A 21,579-nucleotide genomic window follows, 5' to 3' on the forward strand; every position below is an offset into this window, starting at 1 on the left:
GCCACCCTGCCTCGATCAGGCAGAAGCGGCCATCGCACATGCGGTGGCCGTTTTTTCATGCGTAGCGAAGGGTTTAGCGCGCCGACACGTCCATCTCGATCACCGGCTCCATCGCTGCAAGCTGCGCGTCATCCAGATGACATTTCACCGTATGCCCCTCCGCCAGCGCCCGCAGCTCTGGCACTTGCGTCTCGCACAGATTTCCCGGCACCTGAGATTTCCATCGGCAGCGCGTCTGAAAAGGGCAACCGGGCGGCGGGTTCATCGCCGAGGGGACATCGCCTTCCAGCACGATATGTTTTTTCTTCACCCGCGTGTCGGCGATCGGCACCGCCGAAAGCAGCGCTTCGGTATAGGGGTGATAGGGCGGAGAGAACACCTGATCCGTGGTGCCCAGCTCGACGACATGCCCCAGATACATCACCATTACACGATCGCTGAGGTAACGCACGATGCTCAGGTCATGGCTGATGAACAACAGGCAGGTCTGTTGCGCCTGCTGGATCTCCATCAACAGATCCGTCACCGCCGCCTGAACCGAGACATCAAGCGCCGAAACAGGTTCATCCGCCACCACGATCCGCGCGTCTCCGGCAAAGGCACGGGCAATCCCCACGCGCTGTTTCTGCCCGCCCGACAGTTGGCGCGGCATGCGGCTGGCGAATTCCCGCGGGAGTTTGACCAGATCCAGCAGCTCCAGCATACGTGCCTTACGGTCACGCGCGGATGTGCTTACGCCAAAAACCTCAAGCGCGCGGATGATCTGGCGGCCCACAGTCATTGACGGGTTCAATGTGTCGAAAGGGTTCTGAAACACCATCTGGATATCAGCGACGGTCTGTGTTCCCCGATCCTCGATCGCGGTGGTGCCAATATCACGGCCATCCAGCAGCAGATGACCGGCTGTGGCCGTCTCCAGCCCCATAAGAACCTTCGCAAAGGTGGACTTGCCGCAACCGGATTCCCCCACGATGGCAAGGGTTTCACCCGCACGCGCTTCAAAGCTCAGCTCTTCGTTTGCCTTAACCACTTTGGTACCGGTGCCGCCAAATATGGAGTGCGCCGCCACCTGATAGTATTTCTTGAGCTTGTCCATTTTCAGAACGACGTCGCCAACCTCTCCCTTCGACTTGGTCGCCGCATGCGCCATCGGCGCGGACCAGTCGATTTCATCGTGGCGGATACAGCGGGTCGCGTGTCGCGTGTTTTCGGGCACGTGCAGCATCGGAATGGCACCCTGATTGCAGCGCCCTGCGACAAAGTAATCGCAGCGCGGGCCAAAGTTACAGCCTTCGGGGCGTTCATGGGGCAGGGGGAAATTGCCGGGGATGGCGACCAGCGGACGCGCGGTTTTGTCGGCACCGGGCAGCGGGAACGACCGGAACAGAGCCTGTGTATAGGGATGGCGCATGCCGTCGAACACATCCGCAATCGACCCGCGCTCGACCGCCTCGCCGGAGTACATGACACAGATGCGATCGCAGGTGTCCAGCACCAGCCCAAGGTTGTGGCTGATGAACAGCATAGAGGTGCCGTATTTGCGCCCCAGATCCTTGACCAGATCAATGATCGCCGCCTCGACCGTGACATCCAGCGCGGTGGTCGGCTCGTCCAGGATCAGCAAGGACGGCTCTGACATCAGAGCCATCGCGATGACGATGCGCTGCTGCTGTCCGCCTGACAGCTGATGCGGATAGGCCTTAAGGATACGTTCAGGGTCCGGCAGCTTGACGTCGGTCACCAGTTGCAAGGCGCGGGCATGGGCCTCGCGTTTCGACATGCCACCGTGGATCATCGGCACTTCCATCAACTGCTGCCCGATCCGCATGGCGGGGTTCAAAGAGGCCATAGGCTCCTGATAGATCATTGCGATCTCGCTGCCCCTGATCTGACGCAGCTCGGTCGCGCTCATCTGGGACAGATCGCGCCCCTTGAACTTGATGGACCCGCCTACGATCCGCCCGTTCACCCCAAGGTCCTGCATCACGCCCAAGGCGACAGTTGATTTACCACAGCCGGATTCACCAACCAGCCCCACAGCCTCGCCCGGTTTGACCGAGACAGAGAAATCCATCACCGCCGGAATTTCGCGCAGCCGTGTGAAGAAAGAGATCGACAGCGCGTCGATCTCCAGAATTGGCCCGTCATATGCCTCGCCCATGTCCAACTCCCTTACCTTCAACCGCAACCATATACTTCATTTTGCCAAGTAAACTCCGGGGGTGCGGGGGCTGGCCCCCGCGGCGGTTCCCCCAAATCAATCCCGCAAACTCTCTTCGCGCAGCCCATCCGCGAGCAGGTTCAACCCCAGCACCAGGCTCAGCAGGGCCAGCGCCGGCGCGATTGCCGCATGGGGGTAGAGCGCCAGCAGGCGCCGCCCGGCATTGATCGTGGTGCCCCAATCGGGGCTTTCGGATTCCAGCCCCAGCCCAAAGAACCCCAGCGTGCCAAGCAGGATCGTGGTATAGCCGATACGCAGGCAGAAATCGACGATCAGGGGGCCGCGGGCATTGGGCAGGATCTCCCATAACATGATGTACCACGGTCCTTCGCCGCGGGTCTGCGCCGCCGCCACATAGTCGCGTGTCTTTATGTCCAGTGCGAGCCCGCGCACGATCCGGAATACTGTGGGCGCGTTGACGAAAACCACCGCGACAAAGACCACGAGCAACCCCGGCCCGATATCCAGGAAATCCAGAAACGCAGGAAGGCCCGGGATCTCGTAGGTCTGGGTTCGCACCAACGCCCCATCGTCCGAGATCATCGCGAGGTAAAGCCAGCCCACCAGCCCCAGTACCACGACCAGCACCGGCGTGCGGGTGCTTGGCTGCGTGCGCAGACGTGTGTTGAGCAGCACCCCAAGGAACACCAGCGGAAAGATGAACAGCACAATTGCCATGTAATTCGGCAGTCCGGTCAGCACGATCTCGGGGGTGACCAGAAGATAAAAGATCAAGATCACCGGAAAGGCGAGGATCAGATTGGCAAGAAAGCTCAGGAATACGTCCAGTTTACCGCCATAGTAGCCCGCAGGCAGCCCCAGCGTGATCCCGACCATAAAGGCAAAGACCGTCGCCATCGGCGCGATCTGGATCACCACCCAGGCGCCTTTGATTAAGCGGCTGAACACATCGCGGGCAAGGTTATCGCCGCCCAGCAGGAACCACGGGTAGTCGCCTTCCTTAGCACGGGCCAGCGGTGTGCCGGGAAGCTTGTTCTTCATGCCCGAGGTCTGGCTGAGGCTGTCATGGGTCACGATCATGTCGAACACCCCGCCGAACAGCCCCGTATAGACCCAGAACATCACCAGCCCAAAGCCGATCATGCCAACGGTGCTGTCAAACAATTTGCCATAAAGCCCCAGCCGGCGTTTGAAGGTGATCGACAGGGCAAAGGTAGCGATTAGCGCAATCCAGACCGGCAGCAACCGCTGCGACATGCCACCAATGATCCCCGCCTCGTCTCCCATGACGATGCCCCCGACAACATAGACCATCAGCGCCGCCGTCGCCGCCGCGATCCCCGCCGAGGTGAGCTGCCCCAAGCGGCGCGTCCCCGCAGGGGAAGTGGGCAGCAGGGGCCAGACCATCTGCATCGCGATGCCAAGCAGCACGACCAACACCGCGCCCCCCAGCAATGGGTTCACCCAGTCCAGCGCACCTGTCCATGTCAATGGGTCCATCTGCATTGTCTCCTCAGGTGATCCGGATGCGCGGGTTCAGCAGGACATAGCCGATGTCCGAGATCAGCTGCGTTGTCAGCACCACGATCACCGACACGACCGACACAGCCAGCAACAGCTCGATGTCATTATTCGACGCGGCGCGGACCAGCAGCCAGCCGAAGCCCTTGTAGTTAAAGAGGGTCTCGACGATGACGACCCCGTTCAGAAGCCACGGGATTTGGAGCATGATCACCGTGAACGGCGCGATCAATGCGTTGCGCAGGGCGTGTTTCAGGACGATGTTGCCAAAGCTCACCCCCTTCAGCCGCGCCGTGCGGATGTATTGCGCGGTCATCACCTCGGTCATCGAGGCACGGGTCATGCGCGCGATATAGCCCATCCCGTAAAGCGAGATGGTCAGCACCGGCAAAAAGAAATTCCAGAAGGTCGCGTCTTTCATCGCACTGGCGGCGGAGCCCAGAAACAGCGTTTTGCTGTCGATCCAGCCCCAGTCGGTCAGCAGGGGCGACAGCCCAAATCGAGAGGAGGCAAGCAGGGCAATGAACACGACACCAGAGACATATTCAGGCGTCGCGGTTGTCAGGATTGAAAAGGTCGACAGGGTCCGGTCCGTCCGCGACCCTTCGCGCATCCCCGCCAGCACGCCCACAATCAGCGCCATCGGCACCATCAGCAGGATCACGCAGCCCATCAACTTGCCCGTCAGCGCCAATCGCGTCAGGACAGTGGGGCCGACATCCTCTTGGAAAACAGTCGAAAATCCCCAATCCCCTTGCAAGATACCGCAAAAGCGACGGCGGTCGCCCTCGGGCGTGTCTTTGGTGTAGCACCGCCCGAAACTGGTGCCGTCATCCTCTTGCGTCACCCATCCGGGCATGACGCCCAGCCATTGCCCGAATTTGACCGGCAGCGGGTCAAGATAGCCGCGATCCCCCAGGTAGCTTGCGACCGCTTCGTCCGACATGCGGAAGTTGCCTTGGGTCTTGGCGAGCTTTTCGAGGTTTGGATAGAGGTTGGTCAGCCAGAACACGATAAAGGTCAGGCATAGCGCTGTTACCACCATCACGCCCAAACGGCGCAATATGAAAATACCCATGTGATGACCCTGTTGCGCGGCGGTACGGCGACACCTTGAAGGCGCGCGGCTGCGTTTGAATTTGTCGCAGCGCGGTCCGGCTTTTGCCGATACGTTGCGCGCTGCGCGGCTCCCTTATTCTCCGCGTTCCGCCATGACATTGGCGGTGCGGATGTGTTTTTCTTGAATGCCAGTCAGCCACAGGTGGCGGTGGCAGGTCAACTCGGTACTTTGGAAAAGGCGCTTACCCGAGCGTCCTTGCGGCCACTGGTCCTGACTCGTCAGGCCGCCGTTGCCCGCAGGCGCGAGGGTGTCAGGCCGGTGTGTTGCTGCATGAACCGAGTGAAATAGGCGGCAGAGCCAAAGCCAAGGTGGCGCGCGATGTCCTGTGCGGAATGCTCTGTCGTGCCAAGCAGGTGCCGTGCCTCATGCACCACCCGTTCGGTCAGGATATCCGCCGCAGTCTTGCCGGTGGCGGATTTTACGGCCCGTGACAGATGCGTCGGCGTGACCTCTAGGCTTTCGGCGTATTGGGCCATCGGTGCGCCGCTGCTGTAGCGTTCAGAGACCATCTGGCAGAACCGCGCGCTGAGCCGTGCGGCGGCGTTGCGCCGGTTGGGCACATGTTCGTCCTGCATGATCTGACGCCGCAACCAGACCGACATCAGCGCCGCGTGCCCCTCTAACGCGTCATGATACAGCGGGCGCTTGGCCTGTTGTTCGCGCTGCGCGGCTTCGATCAGGCCGGTCAGTTCGGTCTGGGCCTGCACATCCCGAATACGCAGGTGGCGCGGCATTTGGGGCAGGCGCAGCTCGGTGCCGTCGGGGATCACCACCGCTTGCCCGATGCCCTGCCGCCCCATATCGAGAGCAAAGAGCGCACGGGCAGGGATGAACACCGCGTTATGCGCCCCCAAGCCGCGCCGCTGGCCGTCAAGCTGCAGCAACCCCTGACCGCGGGTGATCCAGATCAGCATATGCGCAGGCCGGTCATGACAAAGCTGCACGCGCCAGTCCTGCCCTTGCGACAGTTGCGCCAGCGTCAGCAATTCGATCGTGTTCTCCGTCATTGCATGACCCTATCAGCAAAAGACAAGTGAACACTATCGTTATACAGAGATACGGAAAGATAAAGGCAGTAAAAGATAATTTCGCCGTTTCGGCAACTGCGTGCTACGCCGGCACATATTGCAGCCAATCGGCGGTGTTCTTGCGCATCCACGTGCGCTGCCGCTTGGCATACTGCCGTGTCGCGATGATGGCATCCTGTCGCGCCACGTCAAGCGGTGTCGCGCCGTCAAGGTAGCGCATCAGCTCGGGCACGCCGATGGCACGGTGCGCGGGCAGGGCGGGGTCGTAATCGGGGCGCACGGCGGCGACTTCGTCCAGCGCGCCTTGGTCCAGCATCTGGTCAAAGCGACGGATGATCCTGTCGTTCAGCCAGTCCTTTGACGCGGCAACGGCGACAGGCTGACAGCGCTCCATCGGCAGGATGGGGGGCGGCGTATCATCTTGCCACGCGGCCAGCCCGCGCCCTGTGGCTTGCTGCACCTCCCACGCTCGCTGGACGCGCATGGGGTTATAAAGATCGATGCGGCGCGCCGTCTCTGCGTCAAGCGCGTCGATCATCGCCGCGCGGGTCATGGTGTTGCCCGCGGCGCGCACCGCATCGGGGGTCGGGGGGATGTCCACCAACCCCTTGGTCAGCGCCGCGAAATAAAGCCCCGTGCCACCGACAATGATCGGGCGTGCGGGCTGGCGCAGCACCTCGGTCACCTCGCGCAGCCAGTGGCCGACCGAATAGGGGTCGTGTGCCGCGACATGGCCATACATCAGATGCGGTGCCAAAGCCTCTTCCTCGGCCGGGGGGCGGGCAGAGATCACGCGCCAGCAGCTGTAGACCTGACTGGCATCCGCGTTCACAATCACCCCGCCCTGAGCCTGCGCAATTGCCAGCGCCAGCGCCGATTTACCCGACGCCGTGGGCCCCGCAATCAGGACAGGCCCGGCAGGGTCGATACAAGAGACTACGTCAGAGACGCGGGACAGCGGGGCATCTGGCATTTCTTTGCGTGAACCTCTGACGGAGCATTGAATGTTTGCGCTATTTGCGACATTTTACGGCGCAATGAAAACCCCTCCCACACCCTGAAAGGTGCGCCCATGCCCGAGAGCCAGTCAAAAGTAACATTCAACCGGGTCATGCTGAAGATTTCAGGCGAAGCATTGATGGGCGATCAGGGGTTCGGGCTGAACCCGCCAACCGTGCAACGCATCGCGAACGAGGTCAAATCGGTTCACGATCTTGGCGTCGAAATTTGCATGGTCATCGGGGGCGGCAACATCTTCCGCGGGCTGCAAGGTTCGGCCCAGGGGATGGAACGTACCACCGCCGATTATATGGGGATGCTGGCCACCGTGATGAACGCGCTGGCGATGCAATCCGCGCTGGAGGAACTGGGAATTCATACCCGGGTGATCTCCGCGATCACGATGAACGAGGTCGCCGAACCCTACATCCGCCGCCGCGCTGTGCGCCACCTTGAGAAGAAGCGGGTCTGCATCTTTGCCGCAGGCACCGGCAACCCGTATTTCACCACCGATACCGCCGCGACGCTGCGCGCCAATGAAATGGCCTGCGAAGCGATCTTCAAGGGCACCAAGGTCGATGGCGTCTATGATAAAGACCCCGCCAAATTCGACGATGCGGTACGCTATGACACCGTCAGCTATGACGACGTTCTGCAAAAGCGCTTGGGGGTCATGGATGCCTCGGCGATCGCCTTGGCGCGCGACAATAACCTTCCAATCATCGTCTTCTCTTTGGACGAACCGGGCGGCTTCAAGGGGATTCTCGCGGGCGAGGGCACATACACACGGGTTCAGGGCTAGGCCCCAACCTACGATAGATGCGGGCCTCCCTATACAAGGGGGGCTTGTTCGCGTTATATCGGTTCAAATTTAGATAGTTACAAAACCACCGGGGACATCATGTCAGACGATTTTATGCTGGACACAGACGATCTTGAGCGGCGCATGAATGGCGCGATCACATCGTTGCGTACCGAATTTGCCTCTTTGCGCACAGGCCGCGCCTCCGCCTCTATGCTGGAGCCTGTGATGGTCGATGCCTATGGCAGCAGCACGCCGATCAACCAGGTGGGCACCGTCAACGTGCCCGAGCCGCGCATGGTCACCATCAACGTCTGGGACAAGGCGCTGGTCGGCAAGGTCGAGAAAGCGATCCGTGAATCCGGTCTGGGCATCAACCCGCAGCTGAACGGCACGATCATCATGCTGCCGATCCCCGAGCTGAACGAGGAACGCCGCACCCAGCTGACCAAGGTCGCGGGGCAATATGCCGAAAGCGCCCGTGTCTCCATCCGCAACATCCGCCGCGACGGTATGGACCAGATCAAGAAAGCCAAGGCCGACGGCATGTCGGAAGACGATCAGAAAGTCTGGGAGGGTGAGGTTCAGGACATGACCAACAAATTCATCGCCCAGATCGACGAGCAGCTTGAAAGCAAACAAGCCGAGATCATGCAGGTTTAAGTACCTTACTCGATGCGCGCGACCCCAAGGTCCGCGCATCGGCCTGCAGTTCGATAAGGATAGATGATGCCTGCTGCGACCGACCAGACCTTCCAGCTTGTCCCAGGGGCACCGCGCCATGTTGCGATCATCATGGACGGAAACGGCCGTTGGGCGACCCAGCGAGGGCGTCCGCGTCTGTTCGGGCATCATGCCGGTGCCAAGCGTGTGCGCGAAATCGTCGAGGCATGCCCCGATTTCGGCGTCGAATATCTGACGATCTTTGCCTTCTCGACCGAGAACTGGAAACGTACTCAGGTCGAGGTGGCGGGACTCATGAGCCTGTTCCGCCGCTATATCACCAAAGAGACCAAGGCGCTGAAAGCCAAGGGCGTGCGCGTCCGATTTATCGGTGACCGTGTCCGGCTGGATGCGAAACTGGTCAAGCTGATGAATGTGCTAGAGGCAGAGACAGCGGAAAACACCCGGACCCATCTGACGATTGCCCTGAACTACGGCGGTCGCGACGAGGTCGCGCGCGCGACGCAGCGGCTGGCACAGGACGTCGCAGCGGGTCTGCTCAGCCCTGTGGACGTCGACGAAGAAACCCTGCCGCGCTATCTGGACACCCATGTTTTGCCGGACCCCGATCTGGTGATCCGCACCAGTGGCGAGGCGCGGATATCGAACTTTCTGCTGTGGCAATCAGCCTATGCCGAATATGAATTCATTGATACGCTCTGGCCCGACTTCACCAAGGCCGAGTTTGGCAATCTTTGTGCGGCCTTTGGCAATCGCGACCGGCGCTTTGGTGCCGTGTCCTCCTGATCGTACGACGAAAGGAAAGCACTATGACACCTTCTTCGGAACGCTGGTCCGACCTCACGGCGCGCGTCGGTTCGGCGCTGGCGATGATCGTGGTCGGTCTGGGCGGTATCTATCTGGGCGGGCCCGTGTTCCACGTTCTCGTCGCGATCATTTGCGGCGTCATGGCGTGGGAGTTGGTGGGCATGCTGAACCCGTCAAACCGTGGTGCGCGGATGCAGATGGGGCTGCTGGTCGGGGTGGCGACGCTCGCCGCGATCTACCTACCCGTGGGCTTTGCCCTGCCGGTGCTGCTGGCCCCCGCGTTGGTGGGTTTTGGCCAGTTGGAAAAGCACCGCACCATTTTCATGTGTTTCACCGTGATGATCATGCTGGCCGGTTTCGGGCTGACGCAGGTCCGCGATGATTTCGGCTTTGGCTGGCTGATGTGGTTGGTGCTGGTTGTGGTGATCACCGATGTCGTTGGCTATTTCGCCGGACGTGCCATCGGTGGGCCGAAGTTCTGGCCCAAGGTCAGCCCCAAGAAAACATGGTCCGGCACGGCTGCGGGCTGGATCGGGGCCGCGGCTGTCGGTTTCCTGTTCTCGATCAACACCGGTGTGGGCTTGCAGCTGGTCGGTGTCTCTGTCGCCATGTCGATGGCGTCGCAGATGGGTGATATGGCAGAATCCGGGATGAAGCGTCGCTTGGGGGTCAAGGACAGCTCTAACCTGATCCCCGGTCATGGTGGCTTGCTGGATCGGTTCGACGGTATGCTGGGGGCGGCGCTGTTCCTGCTGATCATTGGTCGTTTCCTGACCATCACCCCCGCGCTAAGCTGATCTTCACCCCATGAAGAAAGTCAGTATTTTCGGGGCCACGGGCTCTATCGGGCAGAACACCATTGATCTGATCGCGCGCGCGCCCGACGCCTATGATGTCGTCGCGCTGACCGGTGCCAGCAATATTGCGCAGCTGGCAGAAGATGCGCAGCGGTTGAATGCGCAGCTTGCCGTCACGGCCCATGAGCATCTGCTGGACGACCTGCGCGACGCGCTGTCGGGCACGGGGGTAGAGGCCGCCGCCGGTATCCAAGCCATTAACGAGGCCGCCGCACGCCCCGCCGATTGGGTCATGTCCGCCATCATCGGGGCCGCGGGTCTGGCACCGGGGGTGGAGGCGTTGAAACAAGGGGCGACGCTGGCCCTTGCCAATAAAGAGTCGCTGGTCTGCGCCGGTCAGCTGATGCTGGACACCGCCGCGGCACATGGGGCCACCATGCTACCGGTCGATAGCGAGCATTCCGCCGTGTTTCAGGCCCTGATCGGCGAGGATATCTCGGCGGTGGAACGGATCATTATCACCGCCAGCGGCGGGGCGTTTCGGGATTGGCCGCTGGAAAAGCTCGCCGATGCCACGCTAGAGCAGGCGTCGAGCCATCCGAACTGGGACATGGGCCAACGCATCACCATCGACAGCGCGTCGATGTTCAACAAGGCGATGGAAGTCATTGAAACGCGTGAATATTTTCGCGTTGACCCTAACCAAATCGAAGTGTTGGTACACCCGCAGTCGATGATCCATGCGCTGGTGGGGTTCAACGACGGTGCCTTGATGGCGCATATCGGCCCGCCCGACATGCGCCACGCCATCGGCTTTGCCTTGCATCACCCCGACCGTACCCATTTGCCGGTAGAGCGGCTGGATCTGGCGAAGATCGGCAGTTTTGATTTTCGCGCCCCCGATGACACCCGTTGGCCCGCCCTGCGCCTCGCGCGCGAGGTGATGGCGCGTGGTGGCATGGCCGGTGCGGTGTTCAACGCCGCCAAAGAGGTCGCGCTGGACGGGTTTATCGACGGCAAGCTGCGCTTTCCCCAGATGGCAGAGATCGTTGAAGACACGATGGAAGCGCTTTTCCCTGACAATGGGGTGATCGATGCGGCCATCACACTTGATAACGTCGCGCAGGTGGACCATCTGGCAAGGCAGGCCGCATGGGCCGCAATAACAAAGAGGGCAGGGTAGAGTTTTGGATATAATGGCATTGATCCCGCAGTTTGGCGGGCTGATCTGGACGCTTCTGGCTTTTGTAATTGCCCTGTCGGTCATCGTCGCGATCCATGAATACGGTCATTACATCGTCGGACGCTGGTCCGGCATCCATGCCGATGTCTTCTCTCTCGGGTTTGGCCCTGTGATTTATAGCCGCTACGACAAACGCGGCACCAAGTGGCAGATCGCGGCGCTACCCTTTGGCGGCTATGTGAAATTCGCGGGCGATGCGGATGCGGCCTCGGGCAAGGATGTGGCCGCAATGGAAGCGGCCGAGGCGGACCCGAAGCGGTTGCGTGCGACCATGCATGGTGCGCCGCTATGGGCGCGTGCCGCCACCGTCGCTGCGGGGCCGGTGTTCAACTTTGCCCTGTCCATTCTGGTTTTCGCGGCCATCGGCCTGTCGGTCGGCGTGCCGCGCGACCCGATGACGGTCGGGGAATTGCACCCGCTGCCGTTTGAACAGAATGAACTGGTTGAAGGGGACGAGATCGTCTCTATCGGCGGGGTGACCCTGCCGCCGGTGTCCGATGCCACCGCCTATGCCGACGCCTTCGCCAGCATCCCGCTGGATCAGCCGCTTCCCTATGAGGTGAACCGTGGCGGGGACGTCGTGACTGTAGATGGGCCTTACGTCATGCCGTCGCTGGTCAAGCAAGTGATGCCCCAATCCGCCGCCTATGAGGCCGGTCTGAAAAGCGGCGATGTGATCACCTCGGTCGACGGGGCAGAGATTTTCGCCTTTCGCCAGCTGAAGACCGCTGTTGAAGCGTCTGAAGGCACACCGCTTGAACTTGATATCTGGCGCGACGGGGAAACGCTGGACATCACCCTGCGCCCCAAAGTGACGGACGAACCGCAGCCGGATGGCAGCTTCAAGTCGCAGATGCGCATTGGCATCGTGGGCGGCACCGCCTTTGACACCGCCACCACGAACCCTGGCGTGCTGACTGCGCTCTGGGGCGGGGTAGAGAACACAGGCCGGATCATCAGCGGGTCGCTGTCGGGTCTCAAGCATATGATCGTCGGCAATATCAGCACCTGTAACCTGAGCGGTCCGGTGGGGATCGCGCAAACCTCTGGCGCGATGGCGTCGCAGGGCGCGCAAAGCTTCATCTACTTTATCGCGGTGCTGTCGACGGCGGTGGGTCTGCTGAACCTCTTCCCGATTCCGGCGTTGGATGGCGGACATCTGGTGTTTTACGCCTATGAAGCCGTGACCGGCAAGCCACCCAGCGATGGCGCGTTGCGCATCCTGATGTCCATTGGTTTGACCTTGGTACTGGGGTTAATGGTCTTTGCCTTGGGTAACGATTTGTTCTGCCCTTAGGCGATATTTTGCCGTCAAAACTGGGCTAAAAGTTATAAAAGTCTTATTGCTGCCTTAATTGGTCAAACGAGCGCCGCAATCGCCTGCGATAGTCAATCCAAGTTACAAAGGATACGAGTATGCAGACGTTTAAGACAAGTTATCGCGGTTTGAGCCTTTTGGTTGATCTGAACTGGGACCGCGCTTTGTACTTCGGCTTCCTGATCATCGCGCTGACCGCCGGCGCGTGGATCGGCGCATAACGCCGTTCTCTCTCCCTATCCAAGTGCCCTCCCGCACTCTATCGTGATCCAACTGGCCGCCATACACTCTATATAGGTGTATGGCGGTCTCTTCGTTTTGACAAAGGCCGCTAACCTGTCTAGTCAGGACGAAAGAGTTTTTTGACAGCGGGTAGGGCAAATGATGCACAACGACAGGTGGAATAAGCCCACCGAAACAGCGGTTTTCACTCCTTTTGCGAAATCCTTGCGCAGCGCTTCTTTTTGCGTAATGTTATCAGTCGCTTGGCTGGTTCCAGCACCACATGCTGACGCGCAAAGCTATCAGTTCAATACAGTTCAGATCGACGGCAACGAACGGATCGGCGACAGCGCCATCCTAAGCCGCGCAGGAATCGCGCGCGGTCGGGCGATTAGCGCGGGCGAATTGAACGATGCTTATCAGAACCTTCAGGCATCCGGCCTGTTTGAAAGCGTCGCGCTTGAACCGCGCGGCGGGACACTGGTGATCACGGTCGTAGAATTCCCCACGATCAACCGCATCAGCTTTGAAGGCAACGCGCGCATCGATGACGAAGCGCTGGCTTCGGTCGTTGATTCAGACGAACGCCGCGTCTTTAACCCGACCCAAGCCGAAAAAGACGCCAATGCCATCGCGCAGGCCTATAGCAACGATGGCCGTATCGCGGCCCGCGTCCAGCCCAAGGTCATCCGCCGCGACCAGAACCGCGTTGATCTGGTGTTCGAAGTCTTTGAAGGCGACAACGTCGAGATTGAACGCCTGAGCTTTGTCGGCAACCGTGAATATTCGGACCGTCGTCTGCGCCGCGTGCTGGGAACCAAGCAAGCGGGGCTGTTCCGCCGTCTGATCAAACGCGACACCTTTGTGCCCGAACGCATCGAGGCCGACCAACAGATGCTGCGCGATTTCTACCTGTCGCGCGGGTATGTCGACATGCGCATTTCGGCGGCGAACGCTCAGCTGACCGAAGAACGCGACGGCTATTTTGTGCAGTTCAACGTGCAAGAGGGGCAACAGTTCAAGTTCGGCGAACTGACCGTGACCTCGACCATTAACGGGGTGAACGCTGAAGATTATCGTGGCGTGATCAAAACCAAGTCCGGTGCCGTCTATTCGCCGTCGCTGGTCGAGACGGATATCGCCCGGATGGAGCGCAAAGCTATCCGTGACGGTGTAGACTTTCTGCGGGTCGAACCGGTTGTCACGCGCAATGATCGCGACCTGACGCTGAACGTCGAATATCGTATCTCTCGTGGTCCACGCGTCTTTGTCGAACGGATCGACATCGAAGGCAACACCACCACGCTTGACCGTGTTGTGCGCCGACAGTTCGACAGCGTAGAGGGTGACCCGTTCAACCCGCGCGAGATCCGCGAAAGCGCCGAACGCATCCGCGCGCTTGGCTATTTTGAAAGCGCCGAAGTCAACGCCCGCGAGGGGTCTTCCCCCGAGCAGGTCGTCGTTGACGTGAATGTTGTGGAACAGCCGACAGGCTCGCTCAACTTCGGTGGGTCGTTCTCGTCCAGTGACGGGATCGGCGTCGCGGTCAGCTTTGCCGAGGATAACTTCCTGGGGCGCGGTCAGAAGCTCAAGCTGACGGTCAGCACGGCTGAAGATGCACAGCGTTATGGCTTCAACTTTATCGAGCCGAGCCTCTTGGGGCGTGATGTGGCGTTCGGCCTGAACCTTGATTATGCCGAAACAAGCTCGTCCTATAACTCCTTCGACACAGAGCGTATCATTCTGCAGCCGACGCTGTCGTTCCCTGTCAGCGAAAACGGGCGGTTGAGCCTCAACTATACCTATGACGATCTTGAGATGTCAGAGCGTGACGACACCACAACCGGTTTCGTCGTCGCAAATGACATCGCCGCAGGGCGTCAGGTGACCTCGTCTATCGGGTTTAACTACAGCTACGACACCCGCCGCGCCGGTTTGGACCCGACATCGGGTGTGCTGCTGCAATTCGGGCAGGATTTCGCAGGTCTAGGGGGCGACACCAAGTTCGTGAAAACCACCGCCAAAGCCATCGGCGAAAAGCGTATCTTCAACGAGGAAGTTACCCTTCGCGCCACCTTGCAAGGTGGGGCATTGGCATGGAGCGAAGGCAACAACCGCGTGTCCGACCGCTTCTTGATCGGCCCGTCGATCATGCGTGGCTTTGAAACCGGCGGCATCGGGCCTCGCGACCAAAGCAACGGGTCTGACGACTCCCTTGGGGGTAACCTCTTCGTGGTTGGCAGTCTTGAGGCGGAATTCCCGCTGGGTCTGCCCGAAGAGTACGGCATCAGCGGCGGCGTCTTCTATGATGTCGGCAACGTCTGGAACCTTGACGATGTTGAGATCCCTCTTGGATCGTCGATCGTCGGAGAATCCGGATCGTTCCGCCACGTGATCGGTGTCTCGCTCTTCTGGGATACGCCTGTTGGTCCACTGCAGTTCAACGTCTCTAAAGCCTTGAAAAAAGAGGACTATGACGAGGAACAGAAGTTCGAAGTGACCCTACGGACCGATTTCTGAGGCCGTTATGAAACTGCGGGCACTCTTGATTTGCCTTCTGCCGGTACTGCCCCTTGCGGCGGTGCCGGTTTTTGCACAACAGCAGTCTGAACGGCGCGTGGTGCAAAGCCCGATCCTAACCATCGATTCCGACCGTGTGTTCAACGAAAGCGCTTTTGGTCTGCGGGTCGCGGATGACGTCGAAACCCAAAGTGCTGAAATCTCTGCCGAAAACCGTCTGATTGAAGCGGATTTGAAGGCCGAGGAGCGCAAGCTTACGGACCAGCGCAGCAAGCTTAGCCCCGACGCGTTCAGCGGGCTGGCAGATGCCTTTGACGAGAAAGTTCAGAAAACTCGCGCTTCACAGGCCGCCAAGGGGCGGGCGCTGAATGAATTGGTCGAGAAAGAGCGCCAGGTGTTTCTGGCCGCTGCGGGCCCTGTGTTGGAACAGATGATGCGTGAAGCCGGGGCGGCCGTGATCCTTGAACGCCGGTCGGTCTTTGTCAGCGCCAACGCCATCGACATCACCGACGAAGCCATCGAGCGGCTTGATGCGTCGGTCGGCAGCGGCAAGAACTGATCCCCCCGCTTGCCCATGGCGGCCAGAATTGGTAGCCAACTTACAGCTTATAACAGACAGGACATGCAATGACTGACACCCTGCCAAGTGCCGATATCCAGATGATCCAGCGGATCATTCCGCACCGCTATCCCTTTTTGCTGGTCGATAAAGTGGTCGATATCCAGGGCACGCAAAGCGCTGTCGGGATCAAGAATGTAACGATGAACGAACCGCATTTTCAGGGGCATTTCCCCGGCATGCCGATTATGCCCGGCGTCACCATCGTAGAGGCGATGGCGCAGACCGCTGCGGTGATGGTCGGTGTCACGCTTGAGATGGCGGATAAGGACATGAAGGTTTACTTCATGGCCATCGACAAATGCAAATTCCGCCGCAAGGTCGTTCCCGGTGACGTCGTCCGGATGGAGTTGAACACCCTGCGCGGCAAACCCGGCGGCAAGGTCTGGAAATTCGGCGGCGTCGCGTCGGTCGAGGGCGAAATGGCGGCCGAGGTCGAATTCACTGCGATGATGGACCTGTCCTGATGGGCAACATCCACCCAAGCGCCGTGATCGAGGAAGGGGCGCGGATCGCAGCCTCTGCCACGGTCGGCCCGTTCTGCGTCATCGGCCCTCGGGTCGTGCTGCATGACAATGTTGAGGTGAAATCCCACGCCATCGTCACCGGCGAGACGGAAGTCGGCGAAGGCACGGTGATCTTTTCCTTCGCGGTGATTGGTGAAATCCCGCAAGACCTTAAGTTCAAAGGGGAAACGAGCCGGCTCGAGATTGGAAAACGAAACCGTATCCGTGAACATGTCACCATGAACGGCGGTACCGAAGGCGGCGGCGGTGTGACCAAGATCGGCGATGACGGGCTGTTTATGGCGGGCTGTCACATCGCCCATGATGCGATCCTTGGCGATCGGGTGATCGTGGTGAACAACGCCGCCGTCGCGGGCCACTGCATTATCGAAGACGACGTTCTGATCGGCGGGCTGGCCGGTATCCACCAATTCGTGCGCATCGGTCGCGGGGCCATCATCGGTGCTGTGACGATGGTCACAAATGACGTTATCCCCTACGGTCTGGTGCAAGCGCCCCGCGGGGTCTTGGACGGGCTCAACCTTGTCGGGCTCAAGCGTCGCGGCGTCACCCGCGCCGACATCACGGCCCTTCGCGCGGCGTTCCAGATGCTGGCGCAGGGTGAGGGGACATTCCACGACCGCGCCCGGCGCTTGGGCGAGGAAACCGGCAGCGACTACGTCCGCGAGATCGTTGATTTCGTGCTGGCCGACACGGGCCGCCATTTTCTGACACCGGGTTGATGCTGGCGCTGATCGCGGGGGGCGGCGGACTGCCTCAACGGGTGGCCGGCGCGCTGACTGACGTGCCTTTGATCTGCGCCTACGAGGGGACGACACCCACCGGGCTGGTGCCGGATCTGGTGTTCCGACTTGAGACGCTTGGCACGTTGCTGGCCGAGCTGACTGCGCGCGGCGTGACGCAGGTGTGTTTCTGCGGTGCCGTGGCAAGGCCGGCCTTCGACCCGTCCAGGCTGGATGCGGCAACGCTGCCCTTGGTGCCGGTCTTCCAGAAAGCCCTCGCTGCGGGGGACGACGGTGCCCTGCGCGCCGTGGTCGATATTTTCCAGACAGCCGGGCTGACCGTCGTTGCCGCGCATGACCTCGCGCCCGACTTGATGGCGCGCGAAGGTGTGCTCAGCCAGCGTCAGCCGGATGCGCAGATGCGCGATGACGCCGCGCGCGGTGCTGCCTTGGTGCGCTGCCTTGCCTCGATGGATGTGGGGCAATGCTGCGTCGTCGGGCAGGGGCAGGTCATGGGGATCGAGGCGATTGGCGGCACGGATCACCTGCTGTCGACCCTGCCTGATCGTGCGCGCTCGACCAGCGCGGTGCTGTTTAAAGGTCCGAAACCGGGCCAAAGCCATCTTGTCGATATGCCCACCATCGGGCCCGACACCCTGCGCCGCGCCCATGAGGCAGGGCTGGCAGGTGTCGTGATCGAGGCTGGATCTGTCATCCTGCTGGAACCAGAAGTCTGCATCGCATTGGCGGATGAATTAGAGCTCGTGCTATGGGCAAGGGCCGCGACATGAAGGTGTTCATCATCGCGGGCGAACCTTCGGGCGACCGTTTGGGGGGGGCGCTGATGGCGGGGCTGAAATCCCTGCGCCCCGACATCACCTTTGACGGGATCGGCGGGACGGATATGGCCGCCGAGGGGCTGACCAGCCGCTTTGATATGTCCGAACTGTCTGTCATGGGCATTGCCGAGATCCTGCCGAAATACAAATCCCTGATGGCGCGGATCAACGAGACGGCGCAGGCCGTGATCGACGCCAAGCCCGATGTGATGATCACCATCGACAGCCCCGATTTCTCGCTCCGGGTGGCCAAGCGGGTCAAGGCGGCGTCTGATATTCGCACGGTGCATTATGTCGCGCCCACGGTCTGGGCCTGGCGACCCGGGCGCGCGAAAAAGATGGCGCGGTATATCGATCACGTGCTTGCACTTTTCCCCTTCGAGCCGCCCCTGATGGAGGCCGAGGGCATGGCCTGCGATTTCGTCGGGCATCCCGTAGTAGGAGAGAAGATCGCCACACACCGCGAAGCCGCTGCCTTTCGTCAAGCGCATGAGATCGGCGATGCGCCCCTGATGCTCGTCCTGCCCGGATCTCGGCGGTCAGAGGTGGCGCGGCTTTCGGATGTGTTCGGCAATGCGGTTGCCCGTTTTGCCCAGACACATCCTGATCTGCGCGTGGTCATTCCCGCCGCTGGTCCTGTGGCAGATGCGGTGATTGCGCAGACCCAAGGCTGGACGGTGCGCCCCATCGTGCTGGACCCGCGTGCGGGCAGCAGGGAGGAAGCGGCCGCGATGAAACGGGCAGCTTTTGCCGCCGCGGACGTGGCCCTTGCGGCCTCTGGCACCGTGTCGTTGGAACTGGCCGCCGCATCGCTGCCGATGGTGATCGCCTACCGGATGAACTGGCTCAGCTTCCGTCTGATCAAGGCGATGGCGCTGATTGATACGGTGACTTTGGTGAACCTTGTATCCGACACGTGCGTCGTACCGGAGTTTCTGGGCCCTGATTGCACCGCCGATAAGATCGCTGGCGGTTTAGCGCATGTCCTTGCGCATCCCGAGGATCAAAAGGATGCGATGGCGCTGACGATGGAGCGGCTTGGCAAGGGGGGCGAACGCCCGGGCCTGCGCGCGGCGCGGGCGGTATTGGCACGTCTCTAGATCTAGAGACAAATATAGATCTAGAGACAAGCTGTAGAGTGAAATGAGGGGCCCTGCCCCTCAAACTCCCCGGGATTTTAAGCCATTTGGAAGGGGTTAGCCTTTGTGAATCCAGCCGCCGCCGAAGATGCGGGTGCTTTCGGGGTCGTAGAAGACGCAGGCTTGACCCGGCGAGATCCCTTCCTCGGGGGTGAGCAGTTCTACCGTCGCTTCGGTATCCGAGATCGGACGCAAGATCGCGTCTGTCGGAGGGCGGGTAGAGCGTACGCGCACAGCAATGGGCCATTCGCTTTGCGACATGAGTGGGGTGTCACCAAGCCAGTTGATCTCTTTCACGGGCACGGTACGGGTGGCCAGCAACGATTTCGGCCCCACGACGACCTGCGCGTTATCCGCATCCAGTTTCACCACATAGAGCGGATCGGCCAAGCCGCCGATACCAAGGCCACGGCGCTGCCCAATGGTGTAGTTGATCACACCGTCGTGCTGCGCCAACACAGTGCCGTCGGTGTCGACGATATTGCCGGGGTTGGCGGCTTCGGGGCGCAGTTTGCGGATCACCGAGGCGTAGTCGCCATTCGGAACAAAGCAGATATCCTGACTGTCGGGCTTGTTCGCCACGCTCAGCCCGTATTTCGCTGCCAGCGCCCGCGTGTCATTTTTTGACGGCAGGTGGCCAAGGGGGAAACGCAGATAGTCCAGTTGTTCGGGCGTGGTCGAGAACAGAAAATAGCTTTGATCACGATTGGCATCCGCGGCGCAATGCAGTTCAGCCCCGTCTGGGCCCATCTTGCGCTGGATATAGTGACCGGTCGCCATGCAATCGGCATCCAGATCCTTGGCCGTTTCCAGCAGATCCTTGAACTTCACCCGTTCGTTGCAGCGGATGCAGGGCACGGGCGTGGCCCCACCCAGATAGCTATCGGCGAATTCGTCAATTACGGCGTCCTTGAACACGTTTTCATAATCCAAAACATAATGCGGGAACCCCATGGATTCCGCGACACGCCGCGCATCATGGATATCGATGCCCGCACAGCAAGCCCCCTTGCGCGCCAGTGCCGCACCGTGGTCGTAAAGTTGCAGGGTGACGCCGACGACGTCATAGCCTTCTTCGGCCAGCATGGCGGCGACCACGGAACTGTCGACACCGCCCGACATCGCCACAACGACGCGGGTGTCGGCAGGTGCTTTGGCAAAGCCCAACGAATTGAGCGGCGGGGTGCGATCAAGCGGCATGAGAATACTCCGGGAGGTTTGAGGCTTAATATAGGAAAATTAGCGGTACTCTCAAGGGGCGACTTCACGGGTCGTTAACATGCGGCGACCTAGCCTGCACCGGATTAAGAACGGGCCGTGAACAGGGGCGCGCGTCTTATGTGTAAGGGGTGAAAAGGGGAAAACTTGTGTATTTGAAAAAGGTCGAACGACCCAGGGCGGTGACCTTGCCCGACGGGTCCAGCTTTAGCCTTGCGGATCTGCCGGATCGCAATACCAGCCGATGGGTCGCATCGCGCAAGGCTGCGGTGGTGCGGGGTGTATTATACGGGCTGATCTCTGAGGCGGAGGCGGAAGAACGCTATGGTGTGGGGCGGGCGGAATTTGTCGAATGGGTGCGCGCTGTCTCTGAACATGGGGAAGCGGCCTTGCGGGCCACAGCGCTACAAAAGTATAGACAACTTTAAGTTGCTCACCTAACAAGTTGAGCACTATTAACGAGTGGTTAAACTATTTTGTTCACGGTGCCTTTTATACCAAATCCATTTGAGCGGAGTGAGACACATGCGAATTTTGTTGGTCGAAGATGACCCAACCACCTCCAAAAGCATCGAACTGATGCTGACCCATGCCAATCTGAACACCTATACCACCGATCTTGGGGAAGAGGGCATCGATCTGGCAAAGCTCTATGACTACGATCTGATCCTGCTGGATCTGGATCTGCCGGATATGAACGGGCATGATGTCTTGCGGCAATTACGGCTGAGCAAAATCCAGACGCCGATCCTGATCCTCTCCGGCTCTGACGACACGGAAAACAAGATCAAGGGGTTCGGCTTTGGTGCCGATGATTATCTGACCAAACCCTTTCACCGCGAAGAACTGGTGGCGCGTATCCATGCGATCATTCGGCGGTCCAAGGGGCATTCGCAATCGGTGATCAACGTCGGACGCGTGTCGGTCAATCTGGACGCCAAATCGGTGACCGTGGGGGATAAGCCCGTGCATCTGACGGGCAAGGAATATCAGATGTTCGAACTGCTGAGCCTGCGCAAAGGGTCGACCCTGACGAAAGAGATGTTTCTGAACCATCTTTACGGCGGCATGGATGAACCCGAGCTCAAGATTATCGATGTCTTCATCTGCAAATTGCGTAAAAAGCTTAGCAATGCCACGGGGGGCGAGAATTACATCGAGACGGTCTGGGGCAGGGGCTATGTGCTGCGCGATCCGGCCACCATGGGCTACCCCGAACAGGAAAGATTGGCCGTCGGCGGCTAGCCACAAAGGAGAGGGAAATATTCTAGA

Annotated in this window: 21 protein-coding genes; 15 read left to right on the forward strand and 6 right to left on the reverse strand. The window is 60.2% G+C overall.

Annotated elements, in window-relative coordinates; all coding sequences use genetic code 11:
• Positions 1-73 precede the first annotated feature (73 nt).
• The 5 genes from GLP43_RS09700 to miaA all read right to left on the reverse strand — a co-directional run bounded on the left by GLP43_RS09700 (position 74) and on the right by miaA (position 6,824).
• Entirely contained in the window at positions 74-2,161 is a 2,088-nt protein-coding gene (locus GLP43_RS09700) for a dipeptide ABC transporter ATP-binding protein (RefSeq protein ID WP_237279146.1), read from the reverse strand.
• A gap of 96 nt (positions 2,162-2,257) precedes the next feature.
• Positions 2,258-3,682 carry an ABC transporter permease gene (locus GLP43_RS09705; RefSeq protein ID WP_237279147.1) on the reverse strand — a complete coding sequence of 475 codons (1,425 nt, stop codon included), beginning with the start codon at positions 3,680-3,682 and terminating at the stop codon, positions 2,258-2,260.
• A 13-nt stretch (positions 3,683-3,695) separates the two neighbouring features.
• Complete coding sequence (locus GLP43_RS09710; protein WP_237279148.1) at positions 3,696-4,781, reverse strand: ABC transporter permease; 1,086 nt, start codon at positions 4,779-4,781, stop codon at positions 3,696-3,698.
• Between the two features lie 260 nt (positions 4,782-5,041).
• Positions 5,042-5,830, reverse strand: a complete 789-nt coding sequence (locus GLP43_RS09715; RefSeq protein WP_237279149.1) for a helix-turn-helix transcriptional regulator — start codon at positions 5,828-5,830, stop codon at positions 5,042-5,044.
• A 103-nt stretch (positions 5,831-5,933) separates the two neighbouring features.
• Positions 5,934-6,824, reverse strand: coding sequence for a tRNA (adenosine(37)-N6)-dimethylallyltransferase MiaA (gene miaA, locus GLP43_RS09720; protein ID WP_237279150.1), 891 nt, complete (start codon positions 6,822-6,824; stop codon positions 5,934-5,936).
• Positions 6,825-6,923: 99 nt separating this feature from the next.
• Between miaA and pyrH the strand changes: the two genes are divergently transcribed.
• The 13 genes from pyrH (at position 6,924) to lpxB (ending at position 19,050) form a co-directional block, all read left to right on the forward strand.
• Positions 6,924-7,652, forward strand: a complete 729-nt coding sequence (gene pyrH / locus GLP43_RS09725) for a UMP kinase (RefSeq protein ID WP_237279151.1) — start codon at positions 6,924-6,926, stop codon at positions 7,650-7,652.
• Positions 7,653-7,751: 99 nt separating this feature from the next.
• On the forward strand, positions 7,752-8,315 hold the full coding sequence (gene frr / locus GLP43_RS09730; RefSeq protein ID WP_009826991.1) for a ribosome recycling factor: 564 nt from the start codon (positions 7,752-7,754) through the stop codon (positions 8,313-8,315).
• A gap of 63 nt (positions 8,316-8,378) precedes the next feature.
• Positions 8,379-9,122 (forward strand): polyprenyl diphosphate synthase, encoded by a 744-nt coding sequence (uppS, locus tag GLP43_RS09735; RefSeq protein WP_237279152.1) that lies wholly within the window; start codon positions 8,379-8,381, stop codon positions 9,120-9,122.
• 23 nt (positions 9,123-9,145) lie between these two features.
• A complete protein-coding gene (locus GLP43_RS09740) occupies positions 9,146-9,940 on the forward strand; it encodes a phosphatidate cytidylyltransferase (protein WP_237279153.1) in 795 nt (264 codons plus the stop codon).
• A gap of 10 nt (positions 9,941-9,950) precedes the next feature.
• Positions 9,951-11,123 (forward strand): 1-deoxy-D-xylulose-5-phosphate reductoisomerase, encoded by a 1,173-nt coding sequence (gene dxr / locus GLP43_RS09745; protein WP_237279154.1) that lies wholly within the window; start codon positions 9,951-9,953, stop codon positions 11,121-11,123.
• 4 nt (positions 11,124-11,127) lie between these two features.
• A complete protein-coding gene (rseP, locus tag GLP43_RS09750; protein WP_443069467.1) occupies positions 11,128-12,480 on the forward strand; it encodes an RIP metalloprotease RseP in 1,353 nt (450 codons plus the stop codon).
• Positions 12,481-12,599: 119 nt separating this feature from the next.
• Positions 12,600-12,722, forward strand: coding sequence for a hypothetical protein (locus tag GLP43_RS16335; protein WP_005853414.1), 123 nt, complete (start codon positions 12,600-12,602; stop codon positions 12,720-12,722).
• Between the two features lie 250 nt (positions 12,723-12,972).
• Complete coding sequence (bamA, locus tag GLP43_RS09755) at positions 12,973-15,243, forward strand: outer membrane protein assembly factor BamA (RefSeq protein WP_237279156.1); 2,271 nt, start codon at positions 12,973-12,975, stop codon at positions 15,241-15,243.
• Positions 15,244-15,250: 7 nt separating this feature from the next.
• Positions 15,251-15,802: an OmpH family outer membrane protein gene (locus tag GLP43_RS09760; RefSeq protein WP_237279157.1), complete on the forward strand. Its 552-nt coding sequence runs from the start codon at positions 15,251-15,253 to the stop codon at positions 15,800-15,802.
• Between the two features lie 68 nt (positions 15,803-15,870).
• On the forward strand, positions 15,871-16,329 hold the full coding sequence (fabZ, locus tag GLP43_RS09765; RefSeq protein ID WP_005853421.1) for a 3-hydroxyacyl-ACP dehydratase FabZ: 459 nt from the start codon (positions 15,871-15,873) through the stop codon (positions 16,327-16,329).
• On the forward strand, positions 16,329-17,111 hold the full coding sequence (gene lpxA / locus GLP43_RS09770) for an acyl-ACP--UDP-N-acetylglucosamine O-acyltransferase (RefSeq protein ID WP_237279158.1): 783 nt from the start codon (positions 16,329-16,331) through the stop codon (positions 17,109-17,111). The genes fabZ and lpxA overlap by 1 nt, the downstream gene beginning before the upstream one ends.
• On the forward strand, positions 17,111-17,902 hold the full coding sequence (locus GLP43_RS09775; protein WP_237279159.1) for an LpxI family protein: 792 nt from the start codon (positions 17,111-17,113) through the stop codon (positions 17,900-17,902). Before lpxA ends, GLP43_RS09775 begins: the two co-directional genes overlap by 1 nt.
• On the forward strand, positions 17,899-19,050 hold the full coding sequence (gene lpxB, locus GLP43_RS09780) for a lipid-A-disaccharide synthase (RefSeq protein WP_237279160.1): 1,152 nt from the start codon (positions 17,899-17,901) through the stop codon (positions 19,048-19,050). The genes GLP43_RS09775 and lpxB overlap by 4 nt, the downstream gene beginning before the upstream one ends.
• Before the next feature lie 96 nt (positions 19,051-19,146).
• On the opposite strand, the gene mnmA is transcribed toward lpxB, so the two are convergent.
• Positions 19,147-20,289 (reverse strand): tRNA 2-thiouridine(34) synthase MnmA, encoded by a 1,143-nt coding sequence (mnmA, locus tag GLP43_RS09785; RefSeq protein ID WP_237279161.1) that lies wholly within the window; start codon positions 20,287-20,289, stop codon positions 19,147-19,149.
• 167 nt (positions 20,290-20,456) lie between these two features.
• Here mnmA and sciP point away from each other — a divergent pair, with 167 nt between their 5' ends.
• Positions 20,457-20,735 carry a CtrA inhibitor SciP gene (gene sciP, locus GLP43_RS09790; protein ID WP_237279162.1) on the forward strand — a complete coding sequence of 93 codons (279 nt, stop codon included), beginning with the start codon at positions 20,457-20,459 and terminating at the stop codon, positions 20,733-20,735.
• A gap of 97 nt (positions 20,736-20,832) precedes the next feature.
• Entirely contained in the window at positions 20,833-21,552 is a 720-nt protein-coding gene (gene ctrA / locus GLP43_RS09795) for a response regulator transcription factor CtrA (protein ID WP_005853432.1), read from the forward strand.
• Positions 21,553-21,579: the final 27 nt, after the last annotated feature.

This window comes from Sulfitobacter sp. M39, assembly GCF_021735935.1.
In the GTDB taxonomy this organism is placed as follows: domain Bacteria; phylum Pseudomonadota; class Alphaproteobacteria; order Rhodobacterales; family Rhodobacteraceae; genus Sulfitobacter.

Excerpts from the sequence above, each read along its gene's own strand:
- uppS (WP_237279152.1), top strand. The coding sequence starts at position 8,379 with ATGATGCCTGCTGCGACCGACCAGACCTTCCAGCTTGTCCCAGGGGCA.
- fabZ (WP_005853421.1), top strand. The coding sequence starts at position 15,871 with ATGACTGACACCCTGCCAAGTGCCGATATCCAGATGATCCAGCGGATC.
- GLP43_RS09710 (WP_237279148.1), bottom strand. The coding sequence starts at position 4,781 with ATGGGTATTTTCATATTGCGCCGTTTGGGCGTGATGGTGGTAACAGCG.
- GLP43_RS09715 (WP_237279149.1), bottom strand. The coding sequence starts at position 5,830 with ATGACGGAGAACACGATCGAATTGCTGACGCTGGCGCAACTGTCGCAA.
- frr (WP_009826991.1), top strand. The coding sequence starts at position 7,752 with ATGTCAGACGATTTTATGCTGGACACAGACGATCTTGAGCGGCGCATG.
- dxr (WP_237279154.1), top strand. The coding sequence starts at position 9,951 with ATGAAGAAAGTCAGTATTTTCGGGGCCACGGGCTCTATCGGGCAGAAC.
- lpxB (WP_237279160.1), top strand. The coding sequence starts at position 17,899 with ATGAAGGTGTTCATCATCGCGGGCGAACCTTCGGGCGACCGTTTGGGG.
- lpxA (WP_237279158.1), top strand. The coding sequence starts at position 16,329 with ATGGGCAACATCCACCCAAGCGCCGTGATCGAGGAAGGGGCGCGGATC.
- GLP43_RS09700 (WP_237279146.1), bottom strand. The coding sequence starts at position 2,161 with ATGGGCGAGGCATATGACGGGCCAATTCTGGAGATCGACGCGCTGTCG.
- GLP43_RS09705 (WP_237279147.1), bottom strand. The coding sequence starts at position 3,682 with ATGGACCCATTGACATGGACAGGTGCGCTGGACTGGGTGAACCCATTG.
- GLP43_RS16335 (WP_005853414.1), top strand. The coding sequence starts at position 12,600 with ATGCAGACGTTTAAGACAAGTTATCGCGGTTTGAGCCTTTTGGTTGAT.
- ctrA (WP_005853432.1), top strand. The coding sequence starts at position 20,833 with ATGCGAATTTTGTTGGTCGAAGATGACCCAACCACCTCCAAAAGCATC.
- GLP43_RS09740 (WP_237279153.1), top strand. The coding sequence starts at position 9,146 with ATGACACCTTCTTCGGAACGCTGGTCCGACCTCACGGCGCGCGTCGGT.
- GLP43_RS09775 (WP_237279159.1), top strand. The coding sequence starts at position 17,111 with ATGCTGGCGCTGATCGCGGGGGGCGGCGGACTGCCTCAACGGGTGGCC.
- miaA (WP_237279150.1), bottom strand. The coding sequence starts at position 6,824 with ATGCCAGATGCCCCGCTGTCCCGCGTCTCTGACGTAGTCTCTTGTATC.
- pyrH (WP_237279151.1), top strand. The coding sequence starts at position 6,924 with ATGCCCGAGAGCCAGTCAAAAGTAACATTCAACCGGGTCATGCTGAAG.
- mnmA (WP_237279161.1), bottom strand. The coding sequence starts at position 20,289 with ATGCCGCTTGATCGCACCCCGCCGCTCAATTCGTTGGGCTTTGCCAAA.
- GLP43_RS09760 (WP_237279157.1), top strand. The coding sequence starts at position 15,251 with ATGAAACTGCGGGCACTCTTGATTTGCCTTCTGCCGGTACTGCCCCTT.
- bamA (WP_237279156.1), top strand. The coding sequence starts at position 12,973 with ATGTTATCAGTCGCTTGGCTGGTTCCAGCACCACATGCTGACGCGCAA.